The 17,998-nt window shown below is 73.5% G+C and carries 13 protein-coding genes and 1 pseudogene; 13 read left to right on the forward strand and 1 reads right to left on the reverse strand.

From position 1 onward, the window contains the following. Positions 1-9 precede the first annotated feature (9 nt). On the reverse strand, positions 10-885 hold the full coding sequence (locus tag QQK22_RS04590; protein WP_284249748.1) for a DUF3097 family protein: 876 nt from the start codon (positions 883-885) through the stop codon (positions 10-12). A 137-nt stretch (positions 886-1,022) separates the two neighbouring features. Between QQK22_RS04590 and hrcA the strand changes: the two genes are divergently transcribed. The 13 genes and pseudogenes from hrcA (at position 1,023) to QQK22_RS04655 (ending at position 17,967) form a co-directional block, all read left to right on the forward strand. Beyond that, positions 1,023-2,081, forward strand: coding sequence for a heat-inducible transcriptional repressor HrcA (hrcA, locus tag QQK22_RS04595; RefSeq protein ID WP_284249749.1), 1,059 nt, complete (start codon positions 1,023-1,025; stop codon positions 2,079-2,081). A 39-nt stretch (positions 2,082-2,120) separates the two neighbouring features. Next, on the forward strand, positions 2,121-3,233 hold the full coding sequence (gene dnaJ / locus QQK22_RS04600; RefSeq protein ID WP_284249751.1) for a molecular chaperone DnaJ: 1,113 nt from the start codon (positions 2,121-2,123) through the stop codon (positions 3,231-3,233). An 80-nt stretch (positions 3,234-3,313) separates the two neighbouring features. After that, positions 3,314-4,239, forward strand: a pseudogene (locus QQK22_RS04605) (PhoH family protein). Then, positions 4,236-4,697 carry an rRNA maturation RNase YbeY gene (gene ybeY, locus QQK22_RS04610; RefSeq protein ID WP_284249753.1) on the forward strand — a complete coding sequence of 154 codons (462 nt, stop codon included), beginning with the start codon at positions 4,236-4,238 and terminating at the stop codon, positions 4,695-4,697. The pseudogene QQK22_RS04605 and the gene ybeY overlap by 4 nt, the downstream one beginning before the upstream one ends. Beyond that, positions 4,694-5,644, forward strand: coding sequence for a GTPase Era (gene era, locus QQK22_RS04615; RefSeq protein WP_284249755.1), 951 nt, complete (start codon positions 4,694-4,696; stop codon positions 5,642-5,644). The genes ybeY and era overlap by 4 nt, the downstream gene beginning before the upstream one ends. 5 nt (positions 5,645-5,649) lie before the next feature. Further along, positions 5,650-6,621, forward strand: a complete 972-nt coding sequence (locus QQK22_RS04620; RefSeq protein ID WP_284249757.1) for an alpha/beta hydrolase family protein — start codon at positions 5,650-5,652, stop codon at positions 6,619-6,621. After that, on the forward strand, positions 6,558-7,379 hold the full coding sequence (locus tag QQK22_RS04625; protein ID WP_284249759.1) for a hypothetical protein: 822 nt from the start codon (positions 6,558-6,560) through the stop codon (positions 7,377-7,379). Before QQK22_RS04620 ends, QQK22_RS04625 begins: the two co-directional genes overlap by 64 nt. A 61-nt stretch (positions 7,380-7,440) precedes the next feature. Further along, entirely contained in the window at positions 7,441-9,138 is a 1,698-nt protein-coding gene (locus QQK22_RS04630; protein ID WP_284249760.1) for an FHA domain-containing protein, read from the forward strand. 53 nt (positions 9,139-9,191) lie between these two features. Next, on the forward strand, positions 9,192-10,820 hold the full coding sequence (locus QQK22_RS04635; RefSeq protein WP_284252541.1) for a serine/threonine-protein kinase: 1,629 nt from the start codon (positions 9,192-9,194) through the stop codon (positions 10,818-10,820). A 27-nt stretch (positions 10,821-10,847) separates the two neighbouring features. Next, positions 10,848-11,588, forward strand: coding sequence for an FHA domain-containing protein (locus tag QQK22_RS04640; protein WP_284249762.1), 741 nt, complete (start codon positions 10,848-10,850; stop codon positions 11,586-11,588). 90 nt (positions 11,589-11,678) lie between these two features. Next, the gene (locus QQK22_RS04645; protein WP_284249764.1) at positions 11,679-12,440 is read left to right on the forward strand and encodes a hypothetical protein; all 762 of its coding nucleotides are present in this window, start codon (positions 11,679-11,681) and stop codon (positions 12,438-12,440) included. Between the two features lie 83 nt (positions 12,441-12,523). Next, complete coding sequence (locus QQK22_RS04650; RefSeq protein WP_284249766.1) at positions 12,524-16,945, forward strand: Ig-like domain-containing protein; 4,422 nt, start codon at positions 12,524-12,526, stop codon at positions 16,943-16,945. Next, a complete protein-coding gene (locus tag QQK22_RS04655) occupies positions 16,861-17,967 on the forward strand; it encodes a fibronectin type III domain-containing protein (RefSeq protein ID WP_284249768.1) in 1,107 nt (368 codons plus the stop codon). The genes QQK22_RS04650 and QQK22_RS04655 overlap by 85 nt, the downstream gene beginning before the upstream one ends. The last annotated feature ends 31 nt before the right edge of the window (positions 17,968-17,998 follow it).

Here is a 17,998-nt window from a genome sequence, read left to right on the forward strand (position 1 = left end):
GGAGCCCGCTCAGCCCTCGGGCAGCGTGACGAAGTCGACGAGCTCCTCGACCCGGCCCAGCAGGGCCGGGTCGAGGTCCTTGTAGTCACGCACCCGACCGAGGATCTTGGCCCACCCGCGCGCGACGTCGGCCTGCGTCGCGTGCGGCAGCCCGAGCGCGGCGAGGGTACCGGTCTTGATGTCGGTGCCGCGCGGCACGTGCGGCCACGCCGTCAGCCCGACGCGCTGCGGGCGGACGGCCTGCCACACGTCGACGTAGGGGTGCCCCAGGATCAGCACGTGCTCGGACCGCCGTCCGAGGGCGCGCAGCGCGTCGTCGGCGAGGCGTCGCTCCTTCGACCCGGCCACGAGGTGGTCCAGCAGCACCCCGGCGCGCCGCGTGGGAGCGGGGGCGAACGTCTCCAGCACCTCCACCAGGTGGTCGGCGCCCTCGAGCAGCTCCACCACGATGCCCTCGATGCGCAGGTCGTCGCCCCAGACCTTCTCCACCAGCTCGGCGTCGTGCCTGCCCTCCACCCAGATGCGCGACGCGCGGGCCACCCGGGCGCGAGCGCCGACGACGGCGCGCGACCCCGACGCGGTCCGCGCCGTCACCGCCGGGGCCGCCCGGCGGGCGGGACGCACGAGGACGACCGGATCGCCGTCGACCCAGAAGCCCGGACCCAGCGGGAAGGACCGCCGCGCGCCGCGCCGGTCCTCGAGCACGACGACGTCGCCCCCGTTCGTGCGCTCGACGCGCAGCACCGCGCCGACGTACCCGCTCTGGACGTCCTCGACCACCAGCCCGACGGCGGCGGCCTCCTCGCGCGCGACCTTGCGGGAGCCCGTGCGCACGCGGGGGTCGCTGGACAGGACGTCGGGGCCGTAGGGGTCGGTGGGGGGCACCGGGGCACGATATCCGCGTCTGCGCCCGACGCCGCGGCGCCACCCCGCCGGTGTCGGGGGCGGGGCGTAGAATTGGCACTCACCCCCGAGAGTGCGAGGACCGGCCCGCACCCACGACGAGCGGACGAGGAGGCGGCGTGAGCGAGGACCGACGGCTCGACGTGCTGCGCGCCATCGTCAGCGACTACGTCGCCACCCGCGAACCGGTCGGGTCGCGCACCCTCGTGGAGCGGCACGCGCTGGGCGTCTCGCCCGCGACGATCCGCAACGACATGGCGGCGCTCGAGGAGGCGGGGTACATCACGCAGCCCCACACCTCTGCCGGGCGCATCCCGACCGACTCCGGGTACCGGCTGTTCGTCGACCACCTCGCGACGCTCAAGCCGCTCACCGGTCCCGAGCGCCGCGCGATCGAGTCCTTCCTCGCCGAGTCGGTGGACCTCGACGACGCGGTCAACCGCACGGTCCGGCTGCTGTCGCAGCTGACGCAGCAGGTCGCCGTCGTGCAGTACCCGTCGCTGCGGCGCTCCGGGCTGCGCCACGTCGAGCTCGTCCTGGTCGCTCCGACCCGGGTGCTGATCGTGCTCATCTCCGACACCGGCCGGGTCGAGCAGCGCATGCTCGAGGTCCCCGCCGGCGTCGGCGACCTGGACGAGGTCGTCGTCGCGGACCTGCGGGCGCGGATCAACGTGGCCGCCGCGGGTCTGCGGATGCCGGCCCTGCGGCCGGCGCTCGAGGGCATCGCCGACGACGTCCCGCCCGCGCTGGCGGCGCTCGTGCACGCCGTCGCCGCCGTGGTGGGCGAGACGCTGACGGAGGAGGTCGAGGACCGGATCGTGATGGCGGGCACGGCCCACCTGGCCCGCGCCGGGTTCGACTTCTCCCGCACCATCTCCCCGGTGCTCGAGGCCATCGAGGAGCAGGTCGTACTCATGCGCCTGCTCGCGGAGATGGCCGCCGAGCAGGGCGGCGGCCCCGGCCGCGAGCACAGCGACGTCGCGGTCCGCATCGGGACCGAGACGCGCTACGCCGGGCTGAGCGAGACGTCCGTCGTCGCCTCGCCCTACGGTGGGGCGAGCCCGCAGGACGCCGTGGCTTTCCTCGGCGTCCTCGGCCCCACCCGGATGGACTACCCCACGACGATGACGGCGGTGCGCGCCGTCGCCCGCTACCTCTCACGGGTCGTGACCCCGTGACCGCTCCCGAACCCCGACGTACGAGGATCTGACGAACACGTGACGGACTACTACGAGGTCCTCGGTGTGGCGCGGGACGCCACCACCGAGGAGATCAAGCGCGCCTATCGCAAGCTCGCGCGCACCTACCACCCCGACATCGCCGGCGAGGCGGGTGCGGAGCGGTTCAAGGACATCACCGCCGCCAACGACGTCCTGTCCGACCCCGACAAGCGGCGCGCCTACGACTCCGGCGGCATGGGCGGGGCCGGCGGCGAGGGCGCCGGGTTCGGCTTCCAGGACATCTTCGAGACGTTCTTCGGCGCGGCCGGCGGCGGCAGCGCGCGCGGCCCCGTCCCGCGCGCCCGCCGTGGGCAGGACGCGCTCGTGCGCATCGAGCTCGAGCTCGCCGAGGAGGCCTTCGGCGTCCGGCGCGACCTCACAGTCGACACCGCCGCTGTCTGCGGCACCTGCCACGGCTCGTGCGCCGCCCCCGGCACCTCGCCGAAGGCCTGCACGGTCTGCGGCGGCCGCGGGTCGGTCCAGCGCGTGGCGCGCTCGTTCCTCGGCAACGTCATGACGCAGGCGCGCTGCGACGCGTGCCAGGGGTTCGGCTCGACTATCCCCGAGCCGTGCCCCGAGTGCTCGGGCGAGGGTCGCGTGCGCGCCCGCCGCACCATCACGGTCGACGTCCCGCCCGGCGTCGAGAACGGCACGCGCATCAAGCTCGTCGGACAGGGCGAGGTCGGCCCGGGCGGCGGCCCCGCGGGCGACCTGTACGTGGAGATCCGCGAGCTGCCGCACGAGGTGTTCACGCGCCGCGGCGACGACCTGCACTGCACGCTCGCCGTGCCGATGACGGCGGCCGCGCTCGGCACCGTCCTCGAGCTGCGGACGCTCGACGGCGACGAGGAGGTCGACGTCGCGGCCGGCACCCAGGGCGACCACGTCATCACCCTGCGCGGCCGGGGCATGGGCAGGCTGCGCGGGCACGGCCGCGGCGACATGCACGTCCACCTCGACGTCACGGTGCCCACCCACCTCGACGAGCGGCAGGAGGAGCTCCTGCGGGAGCTCGCGACGCTGCGCGGCGAGGAGCGACCGCAGGGTCGGCTCGCGCCGGTCGGTGCCGGGATGTTCTCGCGGCTGCGCGACAAGCTGGCGGGCCGGTGACGGGCGTGAACCGCGGTGGCGGCTCCGGGTCGTCGAGTGGTCCCGTGACGCACCAGGTCACGGTGCCCGACGACGTCGACATGCGTGCGCTCGTCGGCCCGCGCGACGAGGTCGTGCGCACGATCGAGCGCGGTTTCCCGCGCGTGGACGTGCACGTGCGCGGTAGCGTCATCACGCTGGACGGTCCGGCGGACGAGGTCTCGCTCGCCGAGCGGCTGCTGGAGGAGCTCGCGCAGATCGCCCGCTCGGCGCAGCCGCTGTCGGCCGACGCCGTCGAGCGCGCGATCGGGATGCTCCGCTCGCCCGCGGCCACCTCGCCCTCGAGCGTGCTGACGATGAACATCCTGTCGACGCGAGGCCGCACCATCCGGCCGAAGACCGTGGGGCAGAAGGAGTACGTCGAGGCCATCGACCGCAACACCATCACGTTCGGGATCGGTCCCGCCGGCACGGGCAAGACCTACCTCGCGATGGCGAAGGCCGTGCAGGCGCTGCAGGCCAAGCAGGTCTCCCGCATCCTGCTGACCCGCCCCGCCGTCGAGGCGGGGAGCGACTCGGGTTCCTCCCCGGATCGCTGACGGAGAAGATCGACCCCTACCTGCGTCCGCTCTACGACGCGCTGCACGACATGGTCGACCCCGACTCGATCCCGCGTCTCATGGCCTCGGGCGTCATCGAGGTGGCGCCGCTCGCGTACATGCGCGGTCGCACCCTGAACGACGCGTTCATCGTGCTCGACGAGGCGCAGAACACCTCGCCCGAGCAGATGAAGATGTTCCTGACCCGCCTGGGCTTCAACTCGCACATGGTCGTCACCGGTGACGTCACGCAGGTCGACCTGCCCTCGGGCACCACGTCCGGCCTGCGGGTCGTGACCGAGATCCTGCGCGACGTCGACGACGTCGCCGTCTGCCGCCTGACGTCCTCCGACGTCGTGCGCCACCGTCTGGTGGGCGAGATCATCGACGCCTACGCGCGCTGGGACTCCGCGGGGGAGCGCCGATGAGCACCGAGATCAGCAACGAGAGCGCGCACGAGGTCGACGAGGTCGAGTTCGCCGCGCTGGCCCGCTACGTGCTCGACCAGATGCACGTGCACCCGCAGGCCGAGCTGTCGGTCATCTTCGTGGACGTCCCGGCGATGACCGAGCTGCACGTGCGCTGGATGGACGAGCCGGGTCCGACCGACGTGATGTCCTTCCCGATGGACGAGCTGCGCCCGGGGCGCGAGGGCGAGCCGTCGGACGAGGGCATCCTCGGCGACGTCGTCGTGTGTCCCGAGGTCGCCGCCACCCAGGCGCGCGAGGCCGGCCACTCGGCCCAGGAGGAGATGCTCCTCCTGGTCACGCACGGCATCCTGCACCTCCTCGGCTTCGACCACGCCGAGCCCGAGGAGCGCGAGGAGATGTTCGAGCTGCAGCGCACGCTGCTGCTGACGTTCCTCGCGGGGCGGACGGCGCGATGACCGACCGGAGCGGGGCAGCGCCCACCTACGCCAGCCCGCGCGACCCCGAGAGCTACCGCGCGGGTTTCGCCTGCGTCGTCGGACGACCCAACGCCGGCAAGTCGACGCTCGTCAACGCCCTCGTGGGCACCAAGGTCGCGATCACCTCCGACCGTCCGCAGACCACCCGGCACACGATCCGGGGCATCGTGCACCGCGACGACGCCCAGCTCGTGCTCGTGGACACCCCGGGGCTGCACCGACCCCGCACGCTGCTCGGCAACCGGCTCAACGAGCTCGTGATCGGGACGCTGGCGGAGGTCGACGTCATCGCGTTCTGCCTGCCGTCCGACCAGAAGGTCGGCCCCGGTGACGAGTTCATCGCCCGCACGCTCGCGGAGGTGCGCACCCCCGTCGTCGCGCTCGCCACGAAGGCCAACCTCGTGGAGAGCCAGCGCCTGGTGCAGCACCTCATCGAGATCGACCGCCTCGGCGACTGGGCCGACATCGTCCCGGTCAGCTCGCTGGAGGACTACCAGGTCGACGTCGTCGCCGACGTGCTGTGCTCCCACCTCCCCGTCAGTCCGCCGCTCTACCCCGAGGGCGAGCTCACGGACGAGCCCGACCGCGTGATGATCGCCGAGCTCGTGCGCGAGGCCGCCCTCGAGGGCGTGCGCGACGAGCTGCCGCACTCCCTCGCCGTCGTGGTGGAGGAGATGGTCGAGCGCCCCGGGCGCACCGAGAAGCAGGGTCCGCTGCTGGACGTGCACGTCACGGTGTTCGTGGAGCGGCAGAGCCAGAAGGCCATCGTCATCGGCGCGAAGGGCTCGCGGCTGCGCGACGTCGGCACCCGGGCGCGCGCGGGCATCGAGGCGCTGCTCGGCACGCGCGTCTACCTCGACCTCCACGTGAAGGTCGCCAAGGACTGGCAGCGCGACCCCAAGCAGCTGCAGCGGCTGGGCTTCTAGGCTCGATGTCGCAGGAGGAGACGCCCGGGGTCGAGACGCAGCGGCGGCCCGGCGCGCGCCGCCGCGCGCTCGCGGCACGGCTGAGCACGCCGCCGATGCGGACGGCGGCCGCCGTCCTGGTCGGGGTTCTCGTCCTGGCGCTCGTGGGGACGTCGGCGGGGCCGCGCTGGAACCCCGAGCCGGTGAGCGCCACGGTCACGGTCGCCTCGCCCGACGTCTGGGTCGGGGCCGGGCCGGCGGACGGCGCGGGCGACGGCGCAGCGGTGCTCGGGCGGTACGACACGCGGTCGCGCATCGTCGAGGTCGAGCTCGAGCCGGCGGACGAGACGGGCCGTGGCGGCGTCACGACCGACGTGCTCATCGTCGAGCCCGTGGACGCGCCGCGGCCGGCGCCCGCCGTCGTGTTCCTCCACGGTGCGGGTACGGGGCTCGCCGACGCGTTCGCGGAGCACGCCACCGCGTTCGCGAGCGCGGGCATCGTCGCGGTCTCACCGAGCAAGCGGCTGGACACCTACTCCACGCTCCACCGCGACTACGAGGCGATGGCCGCGGACTACGGGCGGACGCTCGAGCTCGCGCGCACGCTGGACGGGGTCGATCCGGACCGCGTCGGCCTCTACGCGGAGAGCGAGGGTGCCTGGGTGGCACCGGTGCTCGCGGCGGGGGACGACGACGTCGCGTTCGTCGCGCTCGTCTCGGCCCCGGTCGTGCCCCCGCGGCAGCAGGCGGCGTTCGCCGTCGACGCCTACCTGCGCGAGGTGGGCGTCCCCCAGACGCTCCTGCGCGCGATCCCGCGCGCCACGGGGGCCCACTGGCCCGGGGGATCCTCGCGTACGCGGACTTCGACGTGCTGCCGTACCTGGAGCGCACCACGCAGCCCATCTTCATGGCGTACGGGACGCAGGACCTGTCGATGCCGACGGTCCAGGGTCCCCAGCTCGTCCTGGGGGCCATCCCCGGTGGCGCCGAGCAGCTGATGGTGCGCTACTACCAGGACGCGAACCACGGCATCCGCGTCGGCAGCTCGACCGATCCGGTGGTCCCCGCCTTCCTCGACGGCCTCGCCACCTGGATGCTCGACCCGCGCGCGGCCGAGGAGGCGGGCCCCGCCGTCGCGGGGGCGACGCCGCGCCAGATCCACCTCGCTTCGGCCGTGCCGCAGCCGCGCTGGTACGCCGACGGCGAGATGATGCTGCGCGTCCCGCTGATCTCGGTCGGTGTCGCCGCGGGCGGTCTGCTCGTCCTGGCCGGAGGATCCGTCGCGGCGGTGCTCGCCGATCGGCGTCGCGGCCGTGTGGGGGCGGCGGGCGCGGATGTGTCCGCCGACAGCGGTGGATCCGACGGGCCCGGTGGACCCGGCGTCTCGCGAGAGACGGAGGTCGCCGCCGTCGTGAGCGCCCCGACGCCCCGTGTGGGCCGGGGGCTCGCCGCGTTCACGGTCGCGACCGCGGCGGTCGTGGTGGCACTGGTCGCCTACATCGTCGCCGTGGCGCAGCTCGCGCTCGCCTACAGCGGCAACGGCGTCGTGGTCTGGGGTGGCTGGGTGGCGGTGCAGGCGCTCGCCGTGCTGTCGGTCTGGACCGGGGTCCGCGCGGTGCGGCGCCTCCTCGCGCACGGACGGGGCCGCGGTCGCAGCGGTCTGGTCCGCGCGGCCGGCGGCTGGCTCGCGGTCGGGGGTCTCCTGGGAGTCCTGGTCGTCTCGGCCTACTGGGGAGCCTTCTCGCCGCTGTCGTGAGAGCGTCGTCGTAGGATCGCTGGCGGACGTGATCCGCACCCAGGGACGAGGAAGAGCAGCGATGACGAGCCACGACGCAGGCGCCTGGAGCGTCTACACCCCCGGTCCGGACTCCGTCGTCGTCACCCCGGGCGCGGTCGCGCTGCTCGACCACCGGGTCGCGGCCGACGTCGTCGCCCGGGTGTGGGAAGCCGCGCGGGCGGGCCAGGGGCTGGCCGCCCTCGTCGCTCCTCTGGTGGGTTCGCTCGCCGACATGCCGACCTTCGCCGTCGTGGTGCTCGACTCGGGGCGCGCACGCGCGCTCGTCCGCGGTGACGTCGAGGTCCGCGCCGGCGGGGCCACGATCAGCGGTCAGGGCGTGGCGACGTGGCGGGAGGAGACGCTGACCGTCACGGACGGCGCGCTCGAGGTCGTGGTGGCCCGCGTCGCGGGCGCGGGGGCGCAGGAGTCGGTGGTGGGCGAGGACCTGCCCCTCCTCGCCGGGGTCGTGCGGTCCTCGCGAGCGACCGTCACGATGAGCCTGCCCGCCGACGACGAGGCCGGCGCGGTCGCCGACGGCGCACCCGGGCGCGAGGACGACGTCTCGGGTCCGGTCTCCGTCTCCGACGCCGACGCCGGGTCGCCCGTCCCGGCGGTGGTGCCGGTGCCCGCTCCCGTCCCCGCCGACGAGGAGCCGCGCGACGTCCCCGTCCCGGACGAGACCGCGGACGACGAGGCAGCTGGCGACGAGCCGGCCGAGGTCGAACCGGTCGGTGACGACGTTCCTGACGACCAGCCGGGCGACGACGCGCCTGTCGCCGTCGCCGGCGAGGACGAGGCCGTCGTCGAGGCGCCCGCCGAGTCCGACACCGACGACGCAGCCGACAACGCCGACGCCGACGCTCACGACATCGAGGGAACCGACGAGCCCACCCCCGACGTCACGGAGGAGTCGACGGAGGCGGCGCCCGTCCTCCCCGACGCGGAGCCCGACACCCCGAACGACACCGAACCGCTGCTCCCGCCGGACCCGCCGCTCGACGTGACGCTCCACCCGCACCAGGACGAGAGTGCGTACGACGGCGGCTACGGCGTCGTGAACCCCGGTGGCGCGGGCGTCGTCCCGCAGCGACCGGAAGCGGCGGGCGCCGCGGGCGCCCCCGCCGTCGACCGTGTCCCGGACGGGGACCCCACCGGGGCCGCGCCGTCGACCGACGACGCCGGCGCGACGCCGCTCGCACCCGAGCTCGTGACGGGAGTGTCACCCGCGCCGGCACCGAGCGCCCCGACCCCGGCGCCGAACGCCCCGCCGCCCGTCTCACCCGACCTGGACGACGACGGCGACCACGACGGCGGGACGATCCTGGACCACCAGGTGGCCGCTCTGCGCGAGGCGGGCCCCGGCCTCGTGACGGTCTCGCCGTGGGCGCAGCCCGCGGCCGAGCCGGAGGCCCCTCGGCTGCGCCTGGCGTTCTCGCACGGCATCGACGTCGAGCTCGACCGCCCGGTGCTGGTGGGGCGGGCGCCCGAGGCGCGCACCGGCGTCGACGCCCGGCTCGTGGTGGTCCCCAGCCCGCAGCAGGACATCTCGCGCACCCACTGCGAGCTCCGCCTCGACGGCGAGGACGTGCTGGTCACCGACCTGCGCTCGACCAACGGGACGGTCGTGGCCCGGCCCGGCCAGGTCCCGCACCGCCTGCACCCCGGGGAGGGCACGTCCGCCTCGGTGGGATCGCGGATCGACCTGGGCGACGGCGTCGTGATCGTGGTGGAGCGATGAGGGCGACGGTGGTGCCCGCGTGAGCTCGCGCCGTCCCCCGCCACACCCCCGAGCTGCCCGGCTACACCCACGAGCGGCTGCTCGGCTCGGGTGGCTTCTCCGACGTCTTCCTGTACCGCCAGGCGATGCCGCGCCGCGAGGTCGCCGTCAAGGTGCTGCGCATCGTGCCCGGATCGGAGCAGATGGCGTTCGTCGACGAGGCCAACCTCATGGCGCACGTCTCCAGCCACCCCGCGATCGTGACGGTCTACCACGCCGACGTCGCGGCCGACGGCCGCCCGTTCCTCGTCATGGAGTACTGCGCCGGGCCGAACCTGTCCGAGCGCTACCGCTCCGAGCGACTCGGCATCGCCGAGGCCCTGCGGATCGGGGTGCGGCTCGCCGGTGCGATCGAGACGGCGCACCGCGCGGGCATCCTGCACCGCGACATCAAGCCCGCCAACGTGCTCACCAACGACTACGGCTGGCCGGCGCTGACGGACTTCGGCATCTCGGTGATGGGGGCGAACGCGGCCGACACCGAGACGGGCATGTCCATCCCGTGGGCGGCCCCGGAGTTCTTCGCCGACGACTCCCCGCGCGGTGAGCAGGCCGACATCTACTCCCTGGCCGCCACGCTGTACACCGTGCTGGCCGGGCGCTCGCCGTTCGAGGTCGTCGGCGGCAGCAACGCGGCCTTCGACCTGATCTCGCGCATCACGCGCGAACCGGCGCCGCCGATCGGGCGCCAGGACGTCCCGGCGTCGCTCGAGCAGGTGCTCGCGCGGGCGATGGACAAGCGGCCGTCGCGCCGGTTCGCGACGGCGCTCGACCTCGGCCGCGCGCTGCAGCGGGTCGAGCTCGACCTCCACCTCGCCCCGACCCCGATCGACGTGCCCGACGTGCGTCGCGTCAGCGAGCCGGGGTCCGGCGGTGGCGTGGTCTTCGGCGAGACGCAGGTGCGTCCGGTGATCGACATCGACCCCGGTGGGGGAGCGGGCGACGGCGTGGGCGGGGCCTGGACGCCCGGCCTCCCGCCCGCGGCGGCACCGGCGGGTGTCGGTGGCACCACCGGCATCGCCGGCTACCAGGTCACGACGGCGCCGGCGGCGGCTGCGGCCGCCGACCCGACGCACCGGGCGATCACCCCGGTCCGCGTGCCGCGGCGCCCCGACGACCCCGCCGTCTGGGCGGCGCCGGCCCGCTCGAGGCCGGCGTGGGAGCGCCCGCCCGAGGCCGACCGTCCGCAGGAGCGGGAGCAGCTGGTCGATCCCGAGGCTGCGCCGGCCTCGTCCGCGCGTCGGCCGTGGCTCGGGTGGACGGTCGGGGGTGCGCTGGTGGCGGTGGCGATCACCGCCGTCGTGCTGCTGAACCTCGGGAACGACGACGGCGACCTGGACGCCACGCCAACACCGTCGGTCACCGAGACCGGGGGGCCGACGGGGACGACGTTCGTGCCGGAACCGGTGAACGTCCGCGCTGCCCGCGACGCGGGCACGTCCTCCACGATCGTGGTCACCTGGGACGCGCCCGACGGCGTGGACGGTGCGACGTACAGCTACCGCATCCCGAACACCGGGGAGAACGACACCGTCGAGGGGACCGAGGTGACGTTGACCGGGCAGTCGGAGTCGACCGTCTGTGTCGAGATCCGTACCGTGATCGACATGCGCGTGTCGAAGGACTACACCGTCTGCGCATGAGACAGCTCGACAGGGAGGAGACCGGCCGTGCAGGTCGAGTTCTGCGGTGAGTGGTTCGACGTCGACCCCGAGGAGGCGTTCGTCGTCGGGCGCGAGGGCGACCTCGAGATCGACGACAACCCCTACCTGCACCGGCGATTCCTCGCGATCACGCGCTCGGGCGACCTGTGGTGGCTCGAGAACGTCGGCTCCCTGATCCCCGCGACGGTGGCCGACGCCCACGGCAACGTGCAGGCGTGGATCGCGCCGGGTGCGCGGCTGCCGCTGGTGTTCGCGCGCACGACCGTCCTGTTCACGGCGGGCCCGACGACGTACGAGCTGCTCATCGTGGGCGAGGAGCCGGCGTACGAGCCGGTCGCCGCCGAGGTCGAGCAGGGTGACACGACGATCGGCCCGGTCGTGCTGACCGACTCGCAGCGGGCGCTCGTCGTCGCCCTCGCCGAACCGGTGCTGCGCGGCCGGGGGAGCACGACGGCGATCCCGTCCTCGGCGCAGGCCGCGGCGCGGCTCGGGTGGACGATCACGAGGCTCAACCGCAAGCTCGACAACGTGTGCGACAAGTTGGCGCGCCAGGGGGTGCGCGGCCTGCGCGGTGGCCCGCGCAAGCTCGCGGTCAACCGGCGCGCGCGGCTCGTCGAGCACGCCGTCGCCTCACGACTCGTGACGGCCGCCGACCTGCCGTTCCTCGAGGAGCAGGCGGCACTGGCGCGAGCGGCTGCCGAACCGGCGGAGTCCCCGGCGCAGGCGTCGAGCACCGCCGAGGACTGAGCCCGCCGCCCGTGCCTCCGGCCGTTCCCGATTCCCGCGTGCGCGACCGCTCGCTTACCCTGGGGGCTCACCGAACTTCAGGGAGCATCGTTGGCTGAGCGCTCGCGGCGCCGGAGCACCATCGCCAGTGCCACCGTCGTCAGCCTCGTCGTCGGCACCGTCGTCGCCCTCAGCCTCACCTACGACGGTGTGGCCACGGCGGACGTCAGCCTGAACGACGGTGGCGTCTGGGTCACCGGGACCAACGACACCCGGATCGGGCGGCTCAACTACCCCATCGCCGAGGTGGACGCGCAGCTGTCCTCCTCGACGGCGGCCTTCGACATCCTGCAGGACGACGAGGACGTGCTCGTCGTCGACGACGGCCTCGGTCGCGTCGAGCGCATCGACACCGCGGGCGTCGTGGGCGCCGGCGGCGCCGCGGTCCCGGCCGGTCGGACGATCGACCTCGGCGCGGGCACGGTCGCGGTGCTCGACCCGGGCACGGGTGACCTGCGGATCGTCACCACCGACACGCTCGCCGCGCTCGAGGACGAGGAGCTGCCGCCGACGCTGCGCGTCTCGCCGCGATCGGTGCTCGACGTCGACGTCGAGGGCACGACCTGGGTCTTCGACCCCGACACGCGCGCGCTGACCGCGCTGACCGCCTCCGACGTCGCCGTCATGACCGCGATCGCGCGCGGCGAGGGGGCCGAGGACGAGGAGGGCGACGCGCCCGTCGACGAGGAGGCACCCGCGGACGACGCGTCGCCGTCGGACGCCGGGGCGGCCCTCGCCGCGACCGGGCTCGACGGTGCCGACGTCGAGGACCTCGAACCCCCGAGCTCGAGACCACCGACCTCACCGAGCTGATCCTCGACCCCGAGGACCTCGAGGACGCCGACCTGACGCTGACCACGGTCGGGACCGACCCCGTCCTGTCGGTCGCGCGCGTCGTGCGCGTCGAGGAGGAGAACCTCCCGCAGGTCGAGATCGTCCAGCCCGAGCGCGAGTCGATCCTGCTGTCCGACGCCGTGGCGGAGATCGAGCAGGAGGTCGACGCCGACGAGGTCGCCCTGCAGGACGGCGGCGACGCGCGCGACGACGTCACGATCGCCACGCGGGACGCGCTCGTGCGGATCCCGCTCGACGGGGGTGAGGTGCGGCTGACCCGCGTGGCGGCGCCCGGGACGCCCGCGGTCCCGGTCGTGGTGAACGGCTGCGCCTTCGGCGCGTGGAGCGCCGAGACGTCCTCGGCCGTGCGGTACTGCAACGACGAGGGCGTGCTCCAGGAGGTCCCCGGACCGGGCGCCGACGCCCGGCTGACCTACCGCGTGAATCACGGCTACGTGGTGCTCAACGACCTGGGCACGGGTGCGGTCTGGATGATCGAGAACCAGCTCGTCCCGGTGCAGGACTGGCTGGACACCTCGCCGCCGCCGAACTCCCAGCAGGAGGAGGAGGACTCGCACGAGACCGTCGAGGAGGACGTCCCGCTCGACCGCGACCAGGAGAACCGGCCGCCGACCGCGAACGACGACGACCTCGGACTGCGCCCGGGCACGACGCGGATCCTGCCGCTCCTGGACAACGACGCCGACCCCGACGGCGACCTCCTGACCATCCTCCCGCCGGCCGACTTCTCCGAGGGGTTCGGGACGCCGGAGCTCGTCATGGGCGGCCGGGCGCTGCAGGTGGTGGTCCCGCCGGACGCCTCGGGGACGGGCAGCTTCACCTACACCGCCGACGACGGCCGGGGCGGCACCGACGACGCCCTCGTCACGCTCCGCGTGGTGCCCGACGGCGAGAACTCGCCTCCCCAGGCGCTGCGCGACATCACGATCCGCGTCGCGAGCGGGGCGAGCGTGACGCAGAACGTGCTGGCGGACATCCGCGACCCCGACGGCGACGAGCTCACCCTCAGCTCGGCGAGCGTGGACAGCGAGGGCGACGCCGTACGCACCACCCCCGACGGAAACGTGACGTTCTCGGACGCGGGGGTCTCCAACGCGCTCAAGACCGTGACGCTCGAGGTCTTCGACGGCTACGAGGTCACACCGATCCCGATCCAGGTCGAGGTCGTCCCGGGCAACCAGCCGCCGCGCGCCGAGTTCGACTTCGCGACGGCGTTCGTGGGCGAGACAATCGTGCTGAACCCGCTCGACAACGACTCTGACACCTCCGGCCAGCGGCCGCGGCTCGCGCAGGCGGCGCCGTTCGGCAGCGGTCAGACCTCGCCGAACTACGGCGACGGGACCATCGAGTTCACGCCGGACCAGCCCGGCACCGTCTACGCCACGTACCTCATCGCCGACGACGAGGGCGCGACCGGCGAGGGCCTGATCCGGGTGGACGTGAAGTCCCCGGCCGACGGCGCGCCGATCGCGATGCGCGACACGGCCATGCTCCCGCCCGGCGGCGAGGTGCTGGTCGACGTGCTGCAGAACGACACCGACCCCCGCGGCGGCGTGCTCGCGGTCCAGCAGGTCGACGTCCCCACGGGGTACGGCCTCAACGTCGCCGTCATCGAGCACCGGCTGCTGCGCATCACCAGCGACCGGGTGCTCGGCGAGCCGGTCCGGGTCGGCTACACCGTGGCGAACGAGACCGGATCCGCCGTCGGCGAGGTCCAGGTGATCCCGCTCCGGGCGGACGCGCAGCCGCAGCCTCCGGTGGCCGTCCGCGACACGGTCAGCGTGCGCGCGGGTGACTACGTGACGATTCCGGTGCTCTCCAACGACCACCACCCGAACGCGCTCGAGTTCCACCTCGACGAGACGCTCGTCGAGGGGCCCGAGGCCGGGCTGATGTTCGCCACGCAGGACGTGCTGCGCTACCAGGCGCCGACCGACCCGGGGCAGCAGCTCGCGACGTACTCCGTGACCGACGTCAACGGCCAGAGCGGATCGGCCCAGGTCGTGATCAACGTGACTGCTGCCGAGGGGAATGCCGCACCCGTCCCGGTCGACGTCGACACGCGAGCGTTCCAGCGCGAGCGGATCCGCATCCCGATCACGCTGATCGGCATCGACCCCGACGGCGACTCCGTCCAGCTCCTCGGTCTCGGCAGCGCGCCCGAGCTCGGTCAGGTGGTCGAGATCGGGACCGACTACATCGACTACGTGCCTTTCGGGAACGCCGTCGGGACCGACACGTTCACCTTCCTCGTGCGCGACCGACCCGGGCAGACCGCGACCGGGACGATCTCGGTGGGCATCGTGCCTCCGCCGGCGATCAACAGCGCGCCGGTCGTGCCGCCGGTGCAGGCGCACCACCGCCCCGAGCGCACCGTGACGATCGACGTGCTCGAGTACGCGACCGATCCTGACGGCGACCAGCTCCAGGTCGGGGGCGTGCTCGACGGCGCGGGCCTGCCGGTCGACGTCGCCGAGGACGGTCAGCTCGTGGTGCAGACCCCGGCCGAGTCGGGCACGTACGGCATCACGTTCGAGGTGTTCGACGGGAACGGCGGCCGCGCCGTCGCCACGCTCGCGCTCGAGGTGTCGCCGGACGCGCCGCTGCACACGCCGGTCGCCGTCGACGATCTCGTCCCGGTGCCGGAGATCATCGGCAAGGACCGCGTGGACGTCGACGTCCTGGCCAACGACTACGACCCCGACGGCGACGTGGGTGACCTCGTGCTGGCCGTCCCCGAGGACCAGCCGAACGCGGGGCTCACGACCGTCGACGGCGGGCAGCAGCTGACCGTCGCGCTCACCCCGACGCGACAGGTCGTCACGTACCAGATCACCGACGGCGACGGGCTCACCACGTGGGCGTTCGTCGACGTGCCGGGGACGGAGGACTCGGGACCCGCGCTGCGCACCGACCTCGAGCCGCTGAAGGTGCTGACGAACGAGCGGCTCGAGATCGAGCTGAACGACCTCGTCGTCACCGTCTCGGGCGATCCGGTGCAGGTCACGGACCCGAGCAAGGCCCTGGCGACGAACTCCGACGGCACGCCGCCCGTGACCGGCCCGAGCACGCTCACGTTCACCTCCACGGCCGACTACGTCGGTCCCGCCGGCATCACGCTGGAGGTGACCGACGCGGCCGACCTGAACGACCCCGAGCGCAAGGTCTCGGTGCTGACGATCCCGATCGAGGTCGAGCCGAACGGCAACACCCCGCCGACCATCTCCAGCACGGAGATCGACGTCGAGGCCGGGGTCGACGAGCCGCAGGTCATCCAGCTGCAGAACCTCGCCGACGACCGCGACCCGACCGACCGCACCCGTCTCGTGTTCGAGCTCCTCGGTCAGCCCGAGGGCTTCACGGCCGAGCTGGTGGGCGGCACGGAGCTCCACGTCACCGCCGCCCTCGACACGCAGAAGGGGACGCAGGGCGAGTTCCAGATCTCCGTCAGCGACCGGGTCAACGAACCCGTGGTCGGGACGATGGTCGCGAACGCTGTCGCCAGCAGCGCGCCGCTCCCGGTCGCCGTCGACGACGACCTGGGCGAGGTGCAGCAGGGCCAGACGGCGAGCATCGACGTGCTCGCCAACGACACCAACCCGTTCCCGGGTCAATCCTTCGAGATCGTCAGCGCCGAGCCCGAGACGGGTGCGGCACAGGTCGCCGTCTCCGGCGGCACCATCTCGGTGACGCCGGCCGGCGACTTCGTGGGCAGACTCTCGATCCTCTACACGGTCCAGGACGCGACGCAGGACCCCGACCGCCAGCGTCAGGCGCGCGTGCGGGCCAACGTCATCGGTGTGCCGGCGGCGCCGTCGGCACCGCGCGTCGAGGCCGTCGGCAACCGCGAGGTCACGCTCTCGTGGGCCGCGCCGATCGACAACGGCGCGCCGCTGACCGGGTACACGGTGACGTGGGCCGGTGGCGCGCAGGAGTGCGGCGGCACCACGTGCGTGATCGGCGGGCTGACGAACAACGTCGAGTACACGTTCACCGTGACGGCCGCGAACAAGGTCGGCCCGGGGCCGGCCAGCGCGGCCTCGGCCGTCGCGCGTCCGGACGTGAAGCCGGACGCCCCCGGACCGCCCACGCTCAAGTTCGGCGACCGTGCGATCGACGTCGCCTGGGCGACGCCCGGCAACGAGGGTTCGCCGATCATCGACTACGACGTGCAGATCTCACCCGCGACAGGTGGCGGTCAGCGCAGCGTGGGGGTGGTCAACGCGACCACGTGGGGCGAGCTGCAGAACGGCACCGCGTACACGTTCCGCGTCCGGGCGCGCAACAGCGCCCCGGACCCGGGGAGTGGTCCGGCTGGTCCGCCCCCGAGATCCCTGCGGCGCCGCCGGACACGCCGCAGGCACCCCGGGCGACCCGCGTGGACACGCCGATCGGCGGGCAGATTCAGGTGTCCTGGCAGGCGCCCGCGAACAACGGCGATGCCTTGCGCGACTACGTGCTGACGCCGTTCCGCGGTGGCGCCCCGCAGGCCGCCATCACGCTCCCGCCGGGGCAGACCTCCTACACCTACGCGGCCGAGAACGGGCAGGACTACTCCTTCACCGTCTCGACGTCGAACAAGGCCGGCCCCTCGGAGACGTCCGGTGCGTCGGAGTCCGTTCGCTCCTTCGGGCAGCCGGCCCAGGTGCCGTCCGCCTCGCTCGAGCCGACCGGGACCAACAACCAGGTGCGGGTGACGCACGGGACGCCGTCGGACAACGGTCAGGCGATCAACCGGTTCGAGTACGCGCTGAACGGCGGCGGGTTCAACCGCCTGCCGGACAGCAAGGTGATCGGCGGGCTGCAGAACGGCACCAGCTACACCGTGCAGGTGCGCGCGTGCAACACCTACTGCGGACCGGCGAGCGGCGCGAGTAACGCCGCGACTCCGTACGGGCCGATCGGCAACCCGAGCGTGCGCGGGGAGAAGGTCGGTGCGCAGGGAGTTCGGTTCACGATCACGGCGCCGGCCTCCGGCCCCAACGGGCGGCCCCTGCGCCACTTCCAGTTCAACGTCAACAACGAGGGCTGGGAGAACGTTCCGGGCAACGGTGTGGTCAATCGCGGCAGTGACTACGACCAGGCGTTCTCGATCGATGTCCGCTACGCGGTGTCGGGACCTGACCAGGAGACGACGGCAAGCGCCGGACCGGTGCGAACCGACCCACGCCCGCCGCCCCCTCCGCCAGTCGTGCCTTCCGTGAGAAATGCGCGGGAGCGTGAGGCCCAGCGGATCGACGACGGTCAGGGTGGGGTGTGCGTGACGACCGGACGGTTCCAGTGCGCCTGGAACGACATGCGCTACACCGACCTCCCGGGTGGCACCTACACCCTCCAGCACTACGAGAACGGCGGGCTCGTCCGCACCTACTCCGGGGTCTCGCTCTCTGGAAGCGGCGTCTACCGGGGAACGCGGTTCTCGGGATTCGTCGACACCAACTTCACCTGGTGCGCCGAGGGCGCCGGCCAACGCATCTGCGGCTGACACCACACCCGATCCGCCAACCCACAGCGTC

Source organism: Litorihabitans aurantiacus (assembly GCF_030161595.1).
Lineage (GTDB): Bacteria > Actinomycetota > Actinomycetes > Actinomycetales > Beutenbergiaceae > Litorihabitans > Litorihabitans aurantiacus.

Bases quoted from the DNA above. Each gene is read 5' to 3' on its own strand.
- ybeY (WP_284249753.1), top strand. From the start codon at position 4,236: ATGAGCACCGAGATCAGCAACGAGAGCGCGCACGAGGTCGACGAGGTC.
- era (WP_284249755.1), top strand. From the start codon at position 4,694: ATGACCGACCGGAGCGGGGCAGCGCCCACCTACGCCAGCCCGCGCGAC.
- QQK22_RS04620 (WP_284249757.1), top strand. From the start codon at position 5,650: ATGTCGCAGGAGGAGACGCCCGGGGTCGAGACGCAGCGGCGGCCCGGC.
- QQK22_RS04625 (WP_284249759.1), top strand. From the start codon at position 6,558: ATGCCGACGGTCCAGGGTCCCCAGCTCGTCCTGGGGGCCATCCCCGGT.
- QQK22_RS04630 (WP_284249760.1), top strand. From the start codon at position 7,441: ATGACGAGCCACGACGCAGGCGCCTGGAGCGTCTACACCCCCGGTCCG.